At 71.8% G+C, this 17043-nt stretch carries 18 protein-coding genes; 8 read left to right on the forward strand and 10 right to left on the reverse strand.

The annotated features are described in order from the left end of the window. The first annotated feature begins 45 nt into the window (after positions 1–45). The 6 genes from IF88_RS0109465 to IF88_RS45310 all read left to right on the forward strand — a co-directional run bounded on the left by IF88_RS0109465 (position 46) and on the right by IF88_RS45310 (position 6008). A complete protein-coding gene (locus IF88_RS0109465) occupies positions 46–459 on the forward strand; it encodes a DUF3151 domain-containing protein (RefSeq protein WP_030012083.1) in 414 nt (137 codons plus the stop codon). 166 nt (positions 460–625) lie between these two features. After that, positions 626–1474 (forward strand): tryptophan 2,3-dioxygenase family protein, encoded by an 849-nt coding sequence (locus IF88_RS0109470; RefSeq protein WP_030709238.1) that lies wholly within the window; start codon positions 626–628, stop codon positions 1472–1474. Continuing rightward, positions 1467–2672, forward strand: coding sequence for a kynureninase (gene kynU, locus IF88_RS0109475; protein WP_030709239.1), 1206 nt, complete (start codon positions 1467–1469; stop codon positions 2670–2672). The genes IF88_RS0109470 and kynU overlap by 8 nt, the downstream gene beginning before the upstream one ends. A 171-nt stretch (positions 2673–2843) precedes the next feature. Then, positions 2844–3725, forward strand: a complete 882-nt coding sequence (locus tag IF88_RS0109480; RefSeq protein ID WP_030709241.1) for an alpha/beta hydrolase — start codon at positions 2844–2846, stop codon at positions 3723–3725. A 186-nt stretch (positions 3726–3911) separates the two neighbouring features. Next, entirely contained in the window at positions 3912–4190 is a 279-nt protein-coding gene (locus tag IF88_RS0109485; protein WP_199808050.1) for a hypothetical protein, read from the forward strand. Between the two features lie 132 nt (positions 4191–4322). Next, complete coding sequence (locus IF88_RS45310) at positions 4323–6008, forward strand: PKD domain-containing protein (protein WP_158754339.1); 1686 nt, start codon at positions 4323–4325, stop codon at positions 6006–6008. 46 nt (positions 6009–6054) lie between these two features. Here IF88_RS45310 and IF88_RS45315 read toward each other — a convergent pair whose 3' ends face one another. From IF88_RS45315 to IF88_RS0109510, 4 genes are all read right to left on the reverse strand, one after another. Next, complete coding sequence (locus IF88_RS45315) at positions 6055–7011, reverse strand: MASE1 domain-containing protein (protein ID WP_030709247.1); 957 nt, start codon at positions 7009–7011, stop codon at positions 6055–6057. A gap of 4 nt (positions 7012–7015) precedes the next feature. Continuing rightward, entirely contained in the window at positions 7016–7864 is an 849-nt protein-coding gene (locus IF88_RS0109500; RefSeq protein ID WP_030709250.1) for a PP2C family protein-serine/threonine phosphatase, read from the reverse strand. Positions 7865–7976: 112 nt separating this feature from the next. Further along, entirely contained in the window at positions 7977–8519 is a 543-nt protein-coding gene (locus tag IF88_RS0109505; RefSeq protein ID WP_030709252.1) for a carboxymuconolactone decarboxylase family protein, read from the reverse strand. Between the two features lie 159 nt (positions 8520–8678). Beyond that, the gene (locus IF88_RS0109510) at positions 8679–9962 is read right to left on the reverse strand and encodes an adenylosuccinate synthase (protein ID WP_030709254.1); all 1284 of its coding nucleotides are present in this window, start codon (positions 9960–9962) and stop codon (positions 8679–8681) included. 184 nt (positions 9963–10146) lie between these two features. Between IF88_RS0109510 and IF88_RS0109515 the strand changes: the two genes are divergently transcribed. Together IF88_RS0109515 and IF88_RS0109520 are read left to right on the forward strand one after the other, a co-directional pair. After that, a complete protein-coding gene (locus IF88_RS0109515; protein WP_030709256.1) occupies positions 10147–11004 on the forward strand; it encodes a hypothetical protein in 858 nt (285 codons plus the stop codon). Further along, the gene (locus IF88_RS0109520; RefSeq protein ID WP_030709258.1) at positions 11001–11525 is read left to right on the forward strand and encodes a hypothetical protein; all 525 of its coding nucleotides are present in this window, start codon (positions 11001–11003) and stop codon (positions 11523–11525) included. The genes IF88_RS0109515 and IF88_RS0109520 overlap by 4 nt, the downstream gene beginning before the upstream one ends. Here the strand turns inward: IF88_RS0109520 and IF88_RS43325 are convergent. The 6 genes from IF88_RS43325 to IF88_RS0109545 all read right to left on the reverse strand — a co-directional run bounded on the left by IF88_RS43325 (position 11522) and on the right by IF88_RS0109545 (position 17037). Continuing rightward, positions 11522–11761 (reverse strand): hypothetical protein, encoded by a 240-nt coding sequence (locus IF88_RS43325; RefSeq protein WP_078892795.1) that lies wholly within the window; start codon positions 11759–11761, stop codon positions 11522–11524. The two genes, IF88_RS0109520 and IF88_RS43325, sit on opposite strands and share 4 nt — an antisense overlap. Then, entirely contained in the window at positions 11707–12915 is a 1209-nt protein-coding gene (locus IF88_RS0109525) for a cytochrome P450 (protein WP_030709260.1), read from the reverse strand. Before IF88_RS0109525 ends, IF88_RS43325 begins: the two co-directional genes overlap by 55 nt. A gap of 25 nt (positions 12916–12940) precedes the next feature. Beyond that, positions 12941–13600: a response regulator gene (locus IF88_RS0109530; RefSeq protein WP_030709262.1), complete on the reverse strand. Its 660-nt coding sequence runs from the start codon at positions 13598–13600 to the stop codon at positions 12941–12943. Further along, a complete protein-coding gene (locus IF88_RS0109535; protein WP_030709264.1) occupies positions 13597–14928 on the reverse strand; it encodes a sensor histidine kinase in 1332 nt (443 codons plus the stop codon). The genes IF88_RS0109530 and IF88_RS0109535 overlap by 4 nt, the downstream gene beginning before the upstream one ends. Positions 14929–15034: 106 nt before the next feature. Beyond that, positions 15035–15706, reverse strand: a complete 672-nt coding sequence (locus IF88_RS0109540; RefSeq protein ID WP_030709266.1) for a response regulator — start codon at positions 15704–15706, stop codon at positions 15035–15037. Continuing rightward, positions 15703–17037 carry a sensor histidine kinase gene (locus tag IF88_RS0109545; RefSeq protein WP_234323467.1) on the reverse strand — a complete coding sequence of 445 codons (1335 nt, stop codon included), beginning with the start codon at positions 17035–17037 and terminating at the stop codon, positions 15703–15705. The genes IF88_RS0109540 and IF88_RS0109545 overlap by 4 nt, the downstream gene beginning before the upstream one ends. Positions 17038–17043: the final 6 nt, after the last annotated feature.

Consider the following 17043-nt stretch of genomic DNA (forward strand, 5'->3'; position numbering starts at 1 on the left):
CCACCACTGCGCCGCCCAGCGGCAGCGGCCCGGCAGACTGGGGGCATGTCCATTCACCAGAACCTGCTCGGGGGCCCCGCCCCCACCCACCTCCCCGACGAGCCGGGCCGCGAGGCCATCGCCGCCGGCACCCCCGCCGTCGAGGTGGCCGCCGCGCACCCGACGTCCTCCCTTGCCTGGGCGATCCTCGCCGACGAGGCCTTCGCCGCCGGCAGCACGGTCGAGTCGTACGCCTACGCCCGCACGGGCTACCACCGCGGCCTCGACGCCCTGCGCCGGGCCGGCTGGAAGGGCCACGGCCCGGTGCCGTGGGAGCACGAGCCGAACCGCGGTTTCCTGCGGGCCCTGCACGCCCTGGCCCGCGCGGCCGAGGCCATCGGCGAGAAGGAGGAGTACGAGCGCTGCTCGACCTTCCTGCGCGACTCGTCCCCGACGGCGGCGGACACGCTGAGCGCCTGATCCCGTACGGCGGGGAGTGACGCGGACCGTATTTGTGTGGTCTGTGTCACTCTCCGCTGGAGCGCCGGCGCGCCGGTGTCCTATGCTGCGGGCAGGGGACCGGGGCTCCACTCACCTCACGGAAGGAGCGGACCGCTACCCGGAAGCACGTGTCGAGGAGACAGAAATGTCGAACACCCTTGATGCCTCCGGAGTCGGCGGGTCGGACACCCCGAACCTCGACTTCGACGGCACCACCCCGTACGAGGACTACGTCCAGGCGGACGTTCTCACCCACCTCCAGCACCTCCGCTCGGACGACCCGGGCGAGATGGTCTTCCTGGTCACGACCCAGGTCATGGAGCTGTGGTTCACGGTCATCGTCCACGAGTGGGAAACCGCCGCGAAGGCCCTGCGCGAGGACCGCATCCCGGTCGCGATGGATGCGCTGAAACGTTCCCTCCGCGAACTCGAAGCCCTCAACGCCTCCTGGCGCCCGCTCGCCCAGCTCACCCCGGGCCAGTTCAACGCCTACCGTTCCGCGCTCGGCGAAGGTTCCGGTTTCCAGTCGGCGATGTACCGCCGGATGGAGTTCCTGCTCGGCGAGAAGTCCTCCTCCATGCTGGTCCCGCACCGCGGCGCCCCGCGCGTCCACGCGGAGCTGGAGAAGGCCCTCCACGAGCCGAGCCTCTACGACGAGGTCCTGCGCCTGCTCGCCCGCCGCGGCTTCCCGGTCCCGGCCGCCGTCCTCGACCGCGACCTCTCGCTGCGCTACGAGCCCTCGGCCGAGGTCGAGGCCGTCTGGACGGGCCTCTACGCCACCCCGGACGCGCACCTGGACCTGCACCGCCTCGGCGAGGTCCTCACCGATGTCGCCGAGCTCGTCTGGCGCTGGCGCAACGACCACCTGGTCGCCACCCGCCGCGCGATGGGCGCGAAGACGGGCACGGGCGGCTCGGCCGGCGTGACCTGGCTGGAGAAGCGCGCCACGAAGAACGTCTTCCCGGAGCTCTGGACGGCCCGCAGCCATGTCTGAGACCTCCGGCCCCGCCGACCTGGCGGCCCGCGCGGCGTCCCTGGACACCGCCGACGAGCTGGCCAAGCTCCGCGGGCGCTTCACCCTCCCCGACGGAGTCGTCTACCTGGACGGCAACTCCCTCGGCGCGCTCCCGGCCGGCGTCGCCGACACGACCGCCGACGTCGTCTCCCGGCAGTGGGGCGAGCTCCTCATCCGGTCCTGGGACGAGAGCGGCTGGTGGACCGCCCCCGAGCGGATCGGCGACAAGATCGCCCCGCTCGTCGGCGCGGCCCCCGGCCAGGTCGTCGTCGGCGACTCCACCAGCGTCAACCTCTTCAAGGCCCTGGTCGGCGCGGCCCGCCTCGCCGCCCCCGGCCGGACCCGGATGCTGGTCGACGCGGCCACCTTCCCGACCGACGGCTACATAGCGGAGTCGGCGGCCCGGATGACGGGCCTGACCGTCACCCCGGTGGACCCTTCGCACGCGGCCGAGGCGATGGACGCGGACACCGCCGTGGTCCTCCTGAACCACGTCGACTACCGCACCGGGCGCCTCCACGACCTGCCCGCCCTCACCGCGGCGGCCCGAGCCGCCGGGGCGGTCACGGTCTGGGACCTCTGCCACTCCGCCGGGGCCCTCCCCGTCGGCCTCGACGCGCACGCCGTCGACCTCGCGGTCGGCTGCACGTACAAGTACCTCAACGGCGGTCCGGGTTCCCCGGCGTACCTGTACATCGCCGCGCGCCACCAGGCCGGCTTCGACTCCCCGCTCCCGGGCTGGAACGGGCACGCGGACCCCTTCGCGATGACCCCGGCCTTCGAGGCGGCCGAGGGCGCGACCCGCGGCCGCGTCGGCACCCCGGACATCCTGTCCATGCTGGCGCTGGAGTCGGCCCTCGACGCCTGGGAGGGCGTCTCCGTCGAGGCCGTACGGGCCAAGTCGCTCGCCCTGACCGATTTCTTCCTCGAATGCGTGGCGGCGTACGTCCCGCAGGGCCGGGTCGAGTCGGTCACCCCGGACGGGCACGGGCAGCGCGGCAGCCAGATCTCGCTGCGCACCGAGAACGCCCGTGAGGTCATGGGGGAACTCATCTCCCGCGGGGTCATCGGCGACTTCCGCGCGCCCGACGTCCTGCGCTTCGGCTTCACCCCGCTCTACGTCGGTTTCGCCGACGCCGAGCGCGCCGCGCGCACACTGGGTCGCATTTTCGGGTGACTCGGTAGCGAAACGTCACATCACCGGGCGGGCGGGGCTACGGCTCCGTCCGCCCGGTCACATCCCGGACCCTGCACGGAACCTCTCGTTCCAGACTGATACGGTCCCGCTCTGCCGGAACACCGGAACATCTGTCCCCGCTGTCCCACGCGTTACCGAGAGGTTGAGCCGATGACGGACCCCGCCGCCGTGGAACGGGACGCCGCCGAGGCCGCCTCGGCCTTCTCCCATCCGGCCGTCGCGCCGGACGCGACCGGCGCGTACGGGGAACACCCCGACCAGGTCGTCGACTTCTACGCCCCGCGAGCCGAGACCCCGGGCGGCCCGGTCCCGCTGGTGGCCGTCCTGCACGGCGGCGCGTGGCGGGCCCCGTACGACAGGCGGCACATCACCCCCTTCGCGGACTTCCTGGCCCGGTGCGGTTTCGCCGTCGCGAACGTCGAGTACCGGCGCGGGAGTTCCCTCCCGCACCAGCACGCCGACGGGCCGGTCGCCGGGCGCTGGCCGGAGACCTTCGACGACGTCGCCGCCGCGATGGACGCCCTCCCGGAGCTGGCCGCCGCCGCGCTCCCGCAGGCCGATGTCCGCCGCCTGGTCGTGACCGGCCACTCGGCGGGCGGGCACCTCGCGCTGTGGGCCGCTGCCCGGCACGTGCTCCCGTACGGCTCCCCGTGGAGGCTGCCCTCCCCGCCGGTGCTGCGCGGCGTGGTGGCGCTGGCGCCGATCGCGGACTTCGAGGTGGCGGAGGAGCTGGGCGTGTGCGGCGGCGCGAGCGCGCAGCTGCTGGGCGGCGAGGCGTACTTCGCGGACCGCCTGCCGTACGCGGACCCGGCGGCCCTGCTGCCGACGGGGATCGCCACGGCGGTGGTGCAGGGACGGGACGACATCGTGGTCCCGCAGCAGGTGGCCGAGGCGTACGTGGCGGCCGCGGCGAAGGCGGGCGAGATGGTGGGGCTGACGCTCCTCGACGGGATCGGGCACTTCCCGCTCATCGACCCGGCGGCGGACGCGTGCGCGGTGGTGTCGGAGGAGATCGCGCAACTGGCCTGGTAGCGGCCGACGGTCAGTGGCCGGCGGCCCGCCGGGGACCGGGGCGGGGTGCCCGTCCCGGCTGTTCCGGCGGTGTGCGAGGATCCGCGCACAGGCACCGAGCCCCGGTGGACCGAGGGCTCTTGGACCGGTCGGCGGGAGGGCGGACATGAGCAGCAGCACCCTGTGGCGGTTCGGGGAGCGCGCGTAATGGCCCGGTGGGGGCTGCTCGTCGAGCAGCACATGGGCAGTGGTGAGGGCCGCGAGTGGTCCATCAAGGTCCTGGGGCACGTCGACGGGACGCGCGAGGAGGCGGTCGCCGCACTGCGGGAACACGCCGAAGACTACAAACCCCAGCACCCGTACAGGCCGAAGCGACGGGTGCTGTACCGGGACGGCGATTCCTTCCTGTTGGTCCTGGACGGACGCTGGCAGGTCTTCCACTGCCGGTTCACGGTGGCGGAGCAGCTGAGCGACAGCGCGGGCTGAGGGGCGGCCCGGCGCGCGGGCAGGATCTCGCCAACTCCCCCTCCCTGCGGTGGTATCGGCTGATCATGCGACGAGGATCTATGTACTGTGGCCCAGACAGTTCCTGAGCATGTTCAAAAAATGGGGGGAACGGTGCGCAGTCGCCGTCTCGTAATTTCCGTTGCCGTCATAGCGGCCACGGTCGGTCTCGTCCCGGGGATGGCCCACGCGGCCGGTCCCGGCGCTCCGGTCGCACCGGTCGCGCAGGGCGCGCAGGGCGTGGCCGCTCCCGCCGTGGATCTGGGGAAGGCCGCGGCGCCGAACTTCAAGACCTTCAAGAGCCCCGCCGAGCGCTCGGTCCGCAAGGACCTGCCCGGCGGGAAGGCCGGGGCCAGCGCCTCGCAGGCCGCCGGCAACCCGGACCTGGCCATCGTGCTGAACGCGGCGAGCACCACCGCGCACGCACTGGACCTGGAGACCACCGTCATCAGCGCGGACTCCACGCTGAAGGTCACCGTCGACTGGGGCGACGGGAACACCGACGGGATGGACGCCTACGGCTCCACCGTCCTCAAGAGCAGCCACACCTACGCCGAACTCGGCGAGTACACCGTCAAGGTCACCGTGACGGACCCGGCGAACCAGGCCGAGGTCGTCAACGAGTTCCAGGTCATGACCGCGGGCTCGGACTTCGTCCCGTACGCGCCCACCCGCCTCCTCGACACCCGTGACGGGACCGGCGCGGCCAAGGGCAAGGTCGCCCCGTACGGCTCCACCCGCGTGAAGGTCGGCGGCAACGGCGCCATCCCCGCCGGGGTCACCGCCGTCGTCCTCAACCTGACCGTCACGAACACCACCGCGGGCGGGCACGTCACGGCGTTCCCCGAGGGCACGGAGCGTCCGACCACGTCGAACGTCAACTTCGAGGCGGGCCAGAGCGTCCCGAACCTGGTGATCGTGCCGGTCGGCAAGAACGGCTACGTGGAGCTCGCCAACCGCGGCGAGGCGTCGGTCGACCTGATCGCCGACGTGACCGGCTACTTCACCCGGACCGAGGCGAGCGGCTACGCGCCGATGACCCCGGCCCGTTTCGTCGACACCCGCGAGGGTCTCGGCACGAACAAGGGCCAGCTCGGCGGGCGGAAGACCTTCTCCACCCAGATCGGCGGCCTGCGCGGCGTGCCCGAGGGCATCACCGCCGTGGCGCTCAACGTGACGGTCACCAACCCGAAGGAGGCCGGCCACCTGTCGGTCTTCCCGGGCGGCGGCGCCATCCCGACCGCCTCCAACCTGAACTTCACCCCCGGTCAGACCATCGCCAACTCGGTGATCGTGCCGGTCGGTGCGGACGGCAGGATCAGCGTCTTCAACGGCGCCTGGGCGGGCACCGACGTGATCGTCGATGTCGTCGGCCACTACAGCAAGGACAGCAAGGCGTCCTTCATGCCGCTCCAGCCGGGCCGCATGATCGACACCCGTGACCCCGCCTGGCCCTACGGCCCGTTGCGCGCCCGGAACTACATCTACACCTACAACGGGATCTCGCCCGGCGAGGTGGGCATCGACGGGTACGTGCTGAACACCACCGTGACCAACACGACCGGCACCGGTTTCCTGTCGGTCGCACCGGACCCGAACTCGGTCCAGCAGTACAAGGACAAGACCGCGGTCTTCCCGCCGCGCCCCGGCTCCTCGACCCTGAACTGGACGGCCGGCAAGACCGTCCCGAACCTGGTCCAGGCGAGCTCCGGCAACAACGGAATCGTCGACTACTGGAACCAGGGCTGGGAGGACGTCGACCTCGTCGTCGACATCTTCGGCTACTACGAGTCCAAGTGATCCACCGCTGAGCGCCCCGGGGACGGTCCGCCGTCCCCGCGGCGCCCTAGCGTTCCGGTCTGCCCCGCGCGAGGTGTTCCACCAGTTCGGCGAGGTCCTCGCAGACCTGCTCGATCTTCAGGCGGACGTTGTTCTGTTCGGTGACCATCGCCGACAGGAGCAGCCCGGTCAGGGCCGCCGCCCCGTTGAGGGCCTGGAGGTTGATCATGATGGCCAGCAGGCCCTGCCCGTCGAACGGCCCCGTGCGGTCGCTCGCCGCCGAGATCGCCAGGACGGACACGAGCAGGGTGCACGGCGCGCTGCCGGCCAGCTGGAAGCGTACGGCCGCCCAGATGATCACCGGGAAGACGAGGAACAGCAGGGACAGGGAGCTCCGGGTGGCCACGACGGTGACGACGACGGACGTGAGCACCAGGGCCGACACCTCGGCCACGCGGTAGCCGCCCTCCCCGGGCCGGCGGATGCGGCGCAGGACGAGCAGGAGCGGCGTCACCACGAGCACACCCATCGCGTCCCCGGCCCACCAGGCCGACCACACCGGCCAGAACCGCGCCGAGGGCAGGTCGCCGCTGAGCACCAGCGTCCAGGTCCCGATGGTGGCGCTGATCAGCATCGGCAGCAGACCGCCCAGGAAGACCAGCGCCAGGGCGTCCCGCAGCCGGTCGACCTCGCTGCGGAAGCCCACCCGGCGCAGCATCAGGTACGCGCACACGGGTGCGAGGGTGTTCCCCGCGACGATGCCGAGGCCGGAGAGGTTGAAGTCGCCGATCCGCTCGATGGCGAGGTACGTGCCGAGGGCGATCCCCGGCCAGGTCCGCAGCCCCAGCCAGAGCAGGGCGGCGAGGGCGATGCCGGTGGGCGGCCACAGGGGCGTGACCTCGGCCCCGTTGACGATCACGGACTGGTGCAGGCCGATCCGTCCGCCCACGTAGTAGGCGAGGGCGACGGCGAGGATCAGCAGGACAGCTGTGGACAGACGTCGCCATTCCTCGGTGCGCACCACAGCATCAGACAACAGGCCCGCGCCCCGGCGGGGCGTGACGCGCCGCGTCGTGGGTCAGGACGAGCACTGCGGCGTCATCGGCATGGCCGGTGGAGTCGGCCACCTTCATCACCTCGGCGGCCAGCTCGTCGGGATCGGTGCCCGCCGCCTCCCGCACGACGCGTACGACGCGCTCCAGCCCCACCTCGATCGGGAACCTCGGGCCCTCGACGACGCCGTCGGTGAGCAGGACGATCGATCCCGCCGTCGTCAGACGGCGCCGGGTCACGCCGTACCCCGATCCGGACTGCAGGTTCAGCGGCAGTCCGCCGTCGTCCTCGGTGATCCCGTACTGGCCGTCGACGGTGGCCCAGACCGAGGGCACGTGCCCGGCCCGGGCGCTCTCCAGCTCCCACGTCCGCGGATCGAAGCGGAGCAGGCTGCAGGTCGCGAAGAGATCGCGGTCCATGGAGAGCAGCACCTCGTTGGCCCGGCCGAGCACCTCGCCCGGATCGGCGACCACGGCAGACACGGCCCGCAGACAGATCCGGATCTGCCCCATGAAGGCGGCCGCGTCCACGTCGTGTCCCTGGACGTCGCCGATGCAGAAGGCGAGGGCGCCCTCGGGCAGCTGGAAGCCGTCGTACCAGTCGCCGCCGATGTCCAGGCCGTGCCGGGCGGGCGCGTACCGGGCCGCGGCGCGCAGCCCCGGCAGCACGGGCAGGGCGGTGGGCAGCATCTCGCGCTGCAGCGCCTCGGCCAGCTCGACCCGGGCCTGCTGCAGCTCGACCCCTTGCCGCGCCTGGGCGGTGAGCCGTCCGAGCATGCTGAGGAGGTCGGCGCTCGCCACGCGCGGGGGGCGGCGCGGGCTCATGGAACGCTCCGAGGTGCATCCATTCGTCCCTGCTTCCGCTCCGTTCACGAGCCCGTGCACATCATATTTCCGGGCACCCGGAACGCGCCCCCCGAGACGGCCCCGGGGGGCTTCAGTCCCACTGCGCGTCGGCCAGCGAGGCGACCGGCTGCGGCTTGCCGATGACCGCCAGGGCGATGAAGAAGTTGATCTGGCCGATCGCGATGGTGAGGGTGGCCAGCGCCTTCTCGCCGTAGTGCTCCGCCACCTCGGCGTACAGCTCGTCGCTCACGCGCTCCCGGCCGTGCGGGGCGGGCTGGAGGGTGGCCTCCACCAGGGCGAGCGCGGCGCGCTCGGCCGCGGTGAAGTACGGGGCGTCCTGCCACGAGGAGACGGCGGTGATGCGCTCCTCGGACTCCCCGGCCTTGCGGAGGAAACCGGTGTTCAGGACGGTCAGGTAGGTGTTGTGGACGATCTGCCCGGCCCGCAGGTGGACCAGGCTCATCGTGGTGCGCGGCACCGAACGGTTGCCCGTCGCCCGGAAGAGGGCGGCGCTGATGTCGTTCAGCTCGGGCACGAACTCCGCCGGGTTCGGCATCCGTGAGAGGGAAGCGGAGGTGGTGGCGGTGGTGGCGGTGGTGGCGGTGGTGTTCGAGGTGTTCGAGGTGGTCGTCATGACTGCTCTCCTTCAGGCCGCGTCGGCGTCTACACAGCACTGACGGACGGGCCCGCCCGGATGTGACCGGATGCGGAAGGATTCTTTTCCCGAAAACGCGGAGGGTCCTGCCCGGACTTCCGTCCGGGCAGGACCCTCGCTCGGTGGTGCGTCTCCTGCCTACAGGAAGGAGTTGATCTCGATCGTCTCGGTGCGGCCGGGGCCGACGCCGATCGCGGAGATCGGGGCGCCCGACATCTCCTCCAGGGCCTTGACGTAGGCCTGGGCGTTCGCCGGCAGGTCCTCGAAGGTCTTGGCCTTGGTGATGTCCTCGGACCAGCCGGGGAGGTATTCGTAGATCGGCTTCGCGTGGTGGAAGTCGGTCTGCGAGTAGGGGAGCTCCTCGACGCGCTTGCCGTCGATCTCGTACGCGACGCACACCGGGATCTGCTCCCAGCCGGTCAGCACGTCCAGCTTGGTGAGGAAGAAGTCGGTCAGACCGTTCACCCGGGTGGCGTACCGTGCGATCGGCGCGTCGAACCAGCCGCAGCGACGGTCACGGCCGGTGGTCACACCGCGCTCGCCGCCGATGCGGCGCAGGTCCTCGCCGTCCTGGTCGAACAGCTCGGTCGGGAACGGGCCGGCGCCGACGCGGGTCGTGTAGGCCTTGAGGATGCCGATGACACGGCTGATCTTCGTCGGGCCCACGCCGGTGCCGGTGCAGGCGCCGCCCGCGGTCGGGTTCGACGAGGTGACGAAGGGGTAGGTGCCGTGGTCGACGTCGAGCAGGGTGCCCTGGCCGCCCTCGAACAGCACGACCTTGTCCTCGTCCAGCGCGTCGTTGAGGATCAGGGTGGTGTCGGCGACGTACGGCTTGATCTGCTCCGCGTACTGGAGCATCTCCTCGACGATCTGCGCGGCGTCGATCGCGCGACGGTTGTAGAGCTTCGCCAGCAGCTGGTTCTTGCCCTCCAGCGCCGCTTCGACCTTCTGGATGAGGATCGACTCGTCGTAGAGGTCCTGGACGCGGATGCCGATGCGGTTGATCTTGTCCGCGTAGGTCGGTCCGATGCCGCGGCCGGTCGTACCGATCTTGCGCTTGCCGAGGAAGCGCTCGCCGACCTTGTCGAGGGTGACGTTGTACGGCGTGATCAGGTGCGCGTTGCCGCTGATGAGCAGCTTGGAGGTGTCGATGCCGCGCTCGTTCAGGCCGCGCAGCTCGGAGAGCAGGACGGCCGGGTCGACGACGACGCCGTTACCGATGACAGGGGTGCATCCGGGGGAGAGGATGCCGGACGGGAGAAGGTGCAGCGCGTACTTCTGGTCGCCGACGACGACCGTGTGGCCGGCGTTGTTGCCACCCTGGTAGCGCACTACATAGTCAACGGATCCACCGAGCAGGTCGGTGGCCTTTCCCTTGCCCTCGTCACCCCACTGAGCTCCGAGCAGCACAAGAGCGGGCACAGGCGTACACCTCTTCCGGATGGGGCATGTCCAAGGTCAGGGGGCGTACGACGATGTACACCGCAGGCTGAGCCGTCGGACCGGTACCCCGGAATAGACGAAGGCCCTGGCGCAATAGCGCAAGGGCCTCTTGCACAAAGATGCTACCCGAGGAAGGACCGAGGTGTCGGCTCCAGAGCCCACCATGAGCCATGCGGGCGCGCCGGTAGGCGGCCTGCTCGTGCTCGTCGACCCGGTCGCCCGCCGTCTTGACGGCGAGTCCGTGCGGATCGCGAAGGATGTGTTGTCAGCGGGCGCGGCGGCGAAAATCTGCCTCCCGGAGTCGCAGGAGGAATTTGCGCGGGCTCTCGCCCGCCGGGGTCATCGGCAGCCGGTGATCGTGGGCGACGACCGGGCGCTGGTCCGGGCCGTGGGGCTGCTGTACCGGGAGCGGGCGCTGGGCGAGGGCGCCCTCGCGCTGGTTCCGGTGGGACCTGTGGAGTCCCTCGGGCTGGCGGGTTCCCTCGGCGTTCCGCTTTCGGCCGTGTCCGCGGCCCGGGCGGTGCTCGACGGGGCGGTGCGGACGTGCGACCTCCTGGTCGACGACAGCGACGGGGTGGTGCTGGGCGCGCTGCGGATCCCGCCGGTGCGCGGGATTCCGCGGCCGGCCGGGCCGTCGGTGTGGAGCGCGTACCGCTCGCTGGTCCGGACGCTGGTCCGCCCGGTGGCGGCGGGCGGCGGCGGGAGCGGTGGCGTGGGCGGGGGGTACCACCGGCTGCGGGTCGAGGCCGACGGGCTGCTCCTGGCGGACGTGGACCAGCCCGTGGAGGACGTGTCGGTGCGCACGTGCGACGACGGAGGTCCGGCGGAGGTCGTGGTCCGCACGGCCGGCGGCGGCCCGGCCGGCTCCGGCTCCGGCTCCACGGTGACGGCCCGGGCCAAGACGGTGACGGTGTCGGGCGCGGACTTCCGCTACCGCGCCGACGCGGCGATGACCGGGCCGGTCCGCCGCCGTACGTGGACTCTGCGGCCCGGGGCATGGACGCTCACTCTGCCCCGGTGACGGAGGCGGGGGCGGGGGCGGGGGCGGCGACGGAGGCGCTGGGTGACGCGCTGGGCGACTGGCGGCGGGAGGGGCTGCTGCTCTGCCTGCTGCCGGTGTTCTGGTGGCCGGCGGTGGTCGCGGCCGTGCTCACCCGGCCGCCGGTGCTGGTGGTGCTGCTGAGCCCGGTGGTGCTGGGGGTGCGGGAGCTCCGCGCCGTCCGGCGGGCCCGGTGCGCGCTGCGGGACCCGGCGGTGCGCTGGACCCCGTACGAGGCCGTGGTGGTCCGCGCCCGGTGGCGCCCGCCGGTGCTGGTCCTGGCGGACGGGCGGTACGCGCTCACCTTGGGCGTGCTGGGCCGGCGGGTGTTGCCGCTGTGCCCGTGGCCCCGTACGGCGCCGGAAGAGCCGGCCGCGTCGGCCGCGTCGGGGCTGGTGGTGCGGCTGGCTGGGGATCCGGCCACGGGCGGAATCCTGTGGGCCCCGCACTCCGGCGGCCTGGGCCGCGCCCGTCCCGTACGCCGCCGCGCCAGGCGGCCTTAGCCGAGGCCGAGCTTCTCCCTGTGGTCCCGCCAACGGTCCATCATGGCCAGCATCTCGCCCTGCAGGAACTCGAAGAAGGCCGCCGTCTCGGCGACCCGCGCGCCGGCCGGCGAGTCGGTGCCGAGGGTGGCGGCGCCGTCGCGCAGGGACTTCTCCCACAGACTTACGAGTGGTCTACGGGCTAGAACTCCACGAGCAGCCGCTCCAGCCCTCGGATGACGTACCCGTCCCGCCACCGCGGCTCCTCGACGAGCCGCAGTGGCGGGACCCCGTCCGCCAGCAGCGCGCCGAACGAGGCCTCCAGCTCCCGCCGCGCCAGCGGAGCCCCCAGGCAGTAGTGGATCCCCGCCCCGAAGCTCAGGTGCGGATTGTCGGGCCGTACGAGGTCCAGTGCGTCGGGCTCCGCGAACCGCGCGGGATCCCGGTTCGCGGACCCGAAGAGCAGCGCGACCTCGGCGCCGCGCGGGACGTCGGTGTCCCCGATCCGGATGTCGTCGAGCACCCACCGCTCGAACATCTGCAGAGGTGTGTCGTACCGCATGAGTTCATCCACAGCTGTGGACAACTTTTCGGGATCGCGGCTCTCGCGGAGCGCGGCGAGCTGCGCGGGATTGCGGAACAGCGCCCACCATCCGTTCACGGTGGTGTTGACGGTGGCCTCGTGTCCGGCGTTCAGCAGGAGCACGCAGGTGGAGATCATCTCCTGCTCGCTGAGCCGGCCCTCCTCGTCGTGGGCGGCGATCAGGCCGGAGATCAGATCCTCGCCGGGGCGCGTGCGGCGCTCGGTGATCAGCTCCCGCAGGTAGGCGCTGAACTCGACGCTCGCCCGCACCGCGCGCCGTGCCGTCTCCTCGTCCGGCCGGAGCTCGAACATCCCGCAGATGTCCGCCGACCACGGGCGCAGGAGCCCCCGGTCCGCCTCCGGCACGCCCAGCAGCTCCGCGATCACGGCCACCGGCAGGGGCTCGGCGACGGTCGCGAGCAGATCCCCGCCCCCGTCCGCGAGCAGCCGCCCCACCAGCCCCTCGGCCATCCGCTGCACGGCGGGCACGAGCCGCTCCACCGTCCGCGGGGTGAAGGCCTTCGCCACCAGCCTGCGCACCCGCGCGTGCGCCGGATCCTCCAGGTCCAGCAGGCCGTTGCCGTTGAGCACATGGAAGGGCTCGTGCTCCGGCGGCGGCGCCTCGCGCCCGAACTCCTCGTGCGAGAACCGGTGCAGGTAGGTCCGCCCCAGCCGCCGGTCCCGCAGCAGCGCGCTCACATCGGCGTAGTGCGGCACCAGCCACTGCCCGGTGGCCTCCCACCACACGGCCCGCCCCTGCTCCCGCAACTCCCGGTACGCCGGATACGGATCGGCGACGAACGCGGCATCCCACGGATCAAAGCCCATCCCCGCACCCTAGGGGGTGTCCCGCCTACGCCGGTGTCACCAGCCGGGTCTCGTAGGCGAACACCGCCGCCTGGGTGCGGTCGCGCAGGCCCAGCTTCACCAGGATCCGGCTCACATGGGTCTTGATCGTGGACTCCGCGACGATCAGTCGGGACGCTATCTCCGCATTGGACAGCCCCTGTGCGATCAGCACCAGCACCTCCGTCTCCCGCTCGGTCAGCTCACCCACTCCCGCCGGATCCGCCAGCTTGCGCGTCTCGGAGATCTTCGAGAACTCCGCGATCAACCGCTTGGTCACCGAAGGTGCCAGCAGGGCCTCCCCTGCCGCCACCACCCGTACCCCGTCCGCCAGCTGACGGGCCGACGCGTCCTTCAAGAGGAACCCGGAGGCCCCGGCCCGCAGCGCCTGGTACACGTACTCGTCGAGGTCGAAGGTCGTCAGGACCAGCACCTTCGCGTCCGTGTCCGCGGCGACGATCTCCCGCGTCGCCTCCAGGCCGTTCATCTGCGGCATCCGGATGTCCATCAGCACCACGTCCGGCCGCAACGCCGCCACCTGCGCGATGGCCTCCCGGCCGTCGACCGCCTCGCCCACGACCTCGATGCCGTCCATGGCGTTCAGCAGGACGGAGAACCCCTCTCGCACCATCATCTGGTCGTCGACGATCAGCACCCTGATCGTCATGCCGCCCCCTCCGCCGCCACCGGCTCCGGCGCCTGGCGACTGCGCACCGGTATGAACACCGCCACCTCGTACCCGCCCGCGGCCGTCGGCCCGGCCGTCATCTCCCCCTCCAGCATGGCCACCCGCTCCCGCATTCCGGTGATCCCGTGCCCGGCCCCCGCCGAGGGCCGCACATCGCCGGTCGCCGCCTCATTGACGATCCGTATCCCCAGACCGCCCAGCACGTACGAGACCTCCACCCCGGCCGCCGCACCCGGCGCGTGCCGCAGCGTGTTGCTCAGGGCCTCCTGGATGATCCGGTACGCCGACAGCTCCACGCCCTGCGGCAGCTCCCGCACCGCGCCCGTGATCGTCTTCTCCACGCTCAGCCCGGCCTCCCGCACATTGCCCAGCAGCCCGTCCAGCGAGGCCAGCGTCGGCTGCGGGGCGTCCGGAGCCTCGTAGTCCGCGGAGCGCACCACACCCAGCACCCGCCGCAGCTCCGTCAGGGCCGCCACGGCGTTCTCCCGGATGGTGACGAACGCCGCCTCCAGCTCCGGCGGCGGGTTCTTCACCCGGTACGGCGCGGCCTCCGCCTGGATCGCCACCACCGACATGTGGTGGGCCACCACGTCGTGCAGCTCCCGCGCGATCGTCGTCCGCTCCTCCAGCAGCGTCCGCTTGTCCCGCTCGAAGGCCGTGACCTCCTGCTGCGCCGTGACCTCCTGCCGCGCCTCCTTGCGGGTGTTGCGGACGGTCACCGCGAGGAGGGAGACCGCGGACAGGAAGGCCATCGGTCCGGGTTCGAGGGGCTGGCCTATCAGCGAGGGCAGGAAGGACCCGGTCGCCACGGTGATCAGCCACAACCAGCCGGCCACCCGCGGCCGGCTCCGCAACGCCACGATGGTGATCACGACGAGGTGGGCGAAGAAGGTACCCGGAGACCACGGCCAGGTCATGCCGGTGCTCTCCACCATGGCCAGCGGCAGCGTCACAGCGAGCACCACCCACACGGCGCCGATCGGCCGCACCAGCGTCATCAGCACCGGCGCCGCGGCCAGCAGTCCCAGCAGCAGCGACAGCCCGGAAGGGACCATCCTGTTGTTGATGATGGTGACGAACACCGTGATCACGGACAGCAGGACCACCACGGCATGCGGCAGGAACGCCGCCCTGGGGCGCAGCGCCCGCGGAACCCACCGTGCGAGCCGCCCGTCCGTGCGTATCGGCGGCAGCGGCCGGTAGGCGAACGCATCGGTGATCAGGTCGTCGCGGAGGTTCTTGAAGAGCCCCGAAGCGAGTCGGAACTCAGGCGGCCGGGCTGTCCCCCCGGTGGTCGTCTCGGTCATGCCCCCACCGTAGGGCGGTGGTCCCGTCGTCCGCGTCGCCGCTGAAGGGGATATCCCGGCATCCCCCTCAAGTACTACGAGGGCCGCGAAGACCACCCGGGCCGCCTCAGTACCCCGTCGGCCGGACCAGCCCCGTCTCGTACGCGAACACCGCCGCCTGCGTGCGGTCGCGCAGGCCGAGCTTCACCAGGATCCGTCCGACATGCGTCTTCACCGTCTGCTCCGCCACCGTCAGATGGGACGCGATCTCCGCGTTCGACAGGCCCTGGGCCACGAGCGACAGGACCTCGGTCTCCCGCTCGGTCAGTTCGTCGATCCGGGCCCGCGACGGCGCCCGCGGCGCCCCCAGCCGGGAGAACTCCGTGATCAGCCGCTTGGTGATGTTCGGGGAGAGGAGCGCCTCGCCGGCCGCCACCACCCGCACCGCCTCGGCGAGCTGGTCGGCCGAGGCGTCCTTGAGCAGGAACCCGGAGGCCCCGGCCCGCAGCGCCTCGTACACGTACTCGTCGAGATCGAAGGTGGTCAGCACGAGCACCTTCACGGTGGCGTCCGGGACGCCGGTGATGACGGACGTCGCCTCGATGCCGCCCATCCCGGGCATGCGGATGTCCATCAGCACCACGTCCGGATCCAGCTCGGCGACCTTCGCCACGGCCTCGGCCCCGTCCACCGCCTGTCCCACGACCTCGATGTCGGGCTGCGCGTTGAGGAGCACGGTGAAGCCCTGCCGCACCATCATCTGGTCGTCGGCGATCATCACCTTGATCGGGGTGCTCATGAAGCCTTCTTCGTCTCGGGGGCGGTGCCGGCGGGCGGATGCTGAGGGTCCATCGGCAGTACGGCGCTGACCTCGTACCCGCCGTCGGGACGCGGGCCGGCGGCCAGTTCACCCCCCAGCATGCCTGCCCGCTCCCGCATCCCCAGCAGCCCGTGTCCCGCTCCCTGCGACGGCAGGACCGGCCGGGTCGGCGCGGTGTTGGCGATGCACAGGTGCAGCTCGCGCGGCCCGTACGCTATGCCGACCTCCACCCGCGAACCGGGCGCATGGCGCAGACAGTTGCTCAGCGCCTCCTGCACGATCCGGTACGCGGTGAGCTCCACGCCCGGCGTCAACGGCCGCCGGATGCCCGCCGTCTCGGTGGTGACGTCCAGCCCGGCCCCCCGCACGTTGTCCACGAGGCTGTCCAGCTCGGCCAGGGTGGGCTGCGGATGTTGCAGCGTCGCGGGATCGTCGGGCTGTTCGGAACGCAGGACGCCCAGGACCCGCCGCAGCTCCGTCAGGGCCTCCAGCGCATTGGCCCGGATGCCGGCCAGGTTCTCCTTGAGCTCCTCGGACGGGTTCTCCACCAAGTGCGGGGCGACCTGCGCCTGGATGGAGATCACCGACATGTGGTGCGCCACGACGTCGTGCAGCTCGCGGGCGATCCGGCTGCGCTCCTCCAGCAGGGTGCGCCGGGCCCGCTCCTCCTCGGTGAGGGTCTCCTGCTCGACGAGCTTGCCACGCGCCAGGCGCGTCGCCCGGAGCGCGTAGCCGAGGACGCCGACGAAGGCGAAGAGGATCGCCACGCCCCCGATGATCGTCTGGCTCCCGGGAGGTCTGAGGACGACGTCGGCCAGTCCGGAGAGGGTGAGCGTGATGCCGATGACCCAGACGGTCACCCGCGGCGGCACCCGCAGGGCGACCATCAGGATGAGGGGCGCGAACGTGAACGGCCCGGCGGCCGTCCAGTGCCACGACTGTCCCTGACCGACGTGGTCGTGGATGGCCCATGCGATGAGGCCCGTGGTGAGGAGGCCGAGCCACCAGGCGGCGATCGGCCGGAACATGCTGAGCAGGACGGACGCGGACGTCAGCAGCGACAGTCCCAGCACGGCCGCGCCGAAGACCCCGTAGTGGTCGTTTAGCTGCATCCCGGTCAGGACACCGCAGGGAATCGCCGCGTAGCCGAGGACCACATGCGGCAGCCAGGCCAGCCAGCGAGGCCGGGACATCTTCGGAAGGGGATCCCGCCTGAGGGTGAACAGCTCCTGGGCCAGGCCGCGCTGCGCGGGACGGCCGTCGCCGCCTTTTATGGTGTCGGGTGCCGGGGACTCGCTCGGATCGCTCACGGGCTC

Source organism: Streptomyces sp. NRRL F-2580, assembly GCF_000720115.1.
In the GTDB taxonomy this organism is placed as follows: Bacteria; Actinomycetota; Actinomycetes; order Streptomycetales; family Streptomycetaceae; genus Streptomyces.

What these genes read in the sequence shown, in the direction of transcription:
- IF88_RS0109505 (WP_030709252.1), bottom strand. Translation starts at nt 8,519, where the DNA reads ATGACGACCACCTCGAACACCTCGAACACCACCGCCACCACCGCCACC.
- IF88_RS0109485 (WP_199808050.1), top strand. Translation starts at nt 3,912, where the DNA reads ATGGCCCGGTGGGGGCTGCTCGTCGAGCAGCACATGGGCAGTGGTGAG.
- IF88_RS0109525 (WP_030709260.1), bottom strand. Translation starts at nt 12,915, where the DNA reads ATGGGCTTTGATCCGTGGGATGCCGCGTTCGTCGCCGATCCGTATCCG.
- IF88_RS0109470 (WP_030709238.1), top strand. Translation starts at nt 626, where the DNA reads ATGTCGAACACCCTTGATGCCTCCGGAGTCGGCGGGTCGGACACCCCG.
- IF88_RS0109535 (WP_030709264.1), bottom strand. Translation starts at nt 14,928, where the DNA reads ATGACCGAGACGACCACCGGGGGGACAGCCCGGCCGCCTGAGTTCCGA.
- IF88_RS0109515 (WP_030709256.1), top strand. Translation starts at nt 10,147, where the DNA reads ATGAGCCATGCGGGCGCGCCGGTAGGCGGCCTGCTCGTGCTCGTCGAC.
- IF88_RS0109465 (WP_030012083.1), top strand. Translation starts at nt 46, where the DNA reads ATGTCCATTCACCAGAACCTGCTCGGGGGCCCCGCCCCCACCCACCTC.
- IF88_RS0109480 (WP_030709241.1), top strand. Translation starts at nt 2,844, where the DNA reads ATGACGGACCCCGCCGCCGTGGAACGGGACGCCGCCGAGGCCGCCTCG.
- IF88_RS0109540 (WP_030709266.1), bottom strand. Translation starts at nt 15,706, where the DNA reads ATGAGCACCCCGATCAAGGTGATGATCGCCGACGACCAGATGATGGTG.
- IF88_RS0109500 (WP_030709250.1), bottom strand. Translation starts at nt 7,864, where the DNA reads ATGAGCCCGCGCCGCCCCCCGCGCGTGGCGAGCGCCGACCTCCTCAGC.
- kynU (WP_030709239.1), top strand. Translation starts at nt 1,467, where the DNA reads ATGTCTGAGACCTCCGGCCCCGCCGACCTGGCGGCCCGCGCGGCGTCC.
- IF88_RS0109530 (WP_030709262.1), bottom strand. Translation starts at nt 13,600, where the DNA reads ATGACGATCAGGGTGCTGATCGTCGACGACCAGATGATGGTGCGAGAG.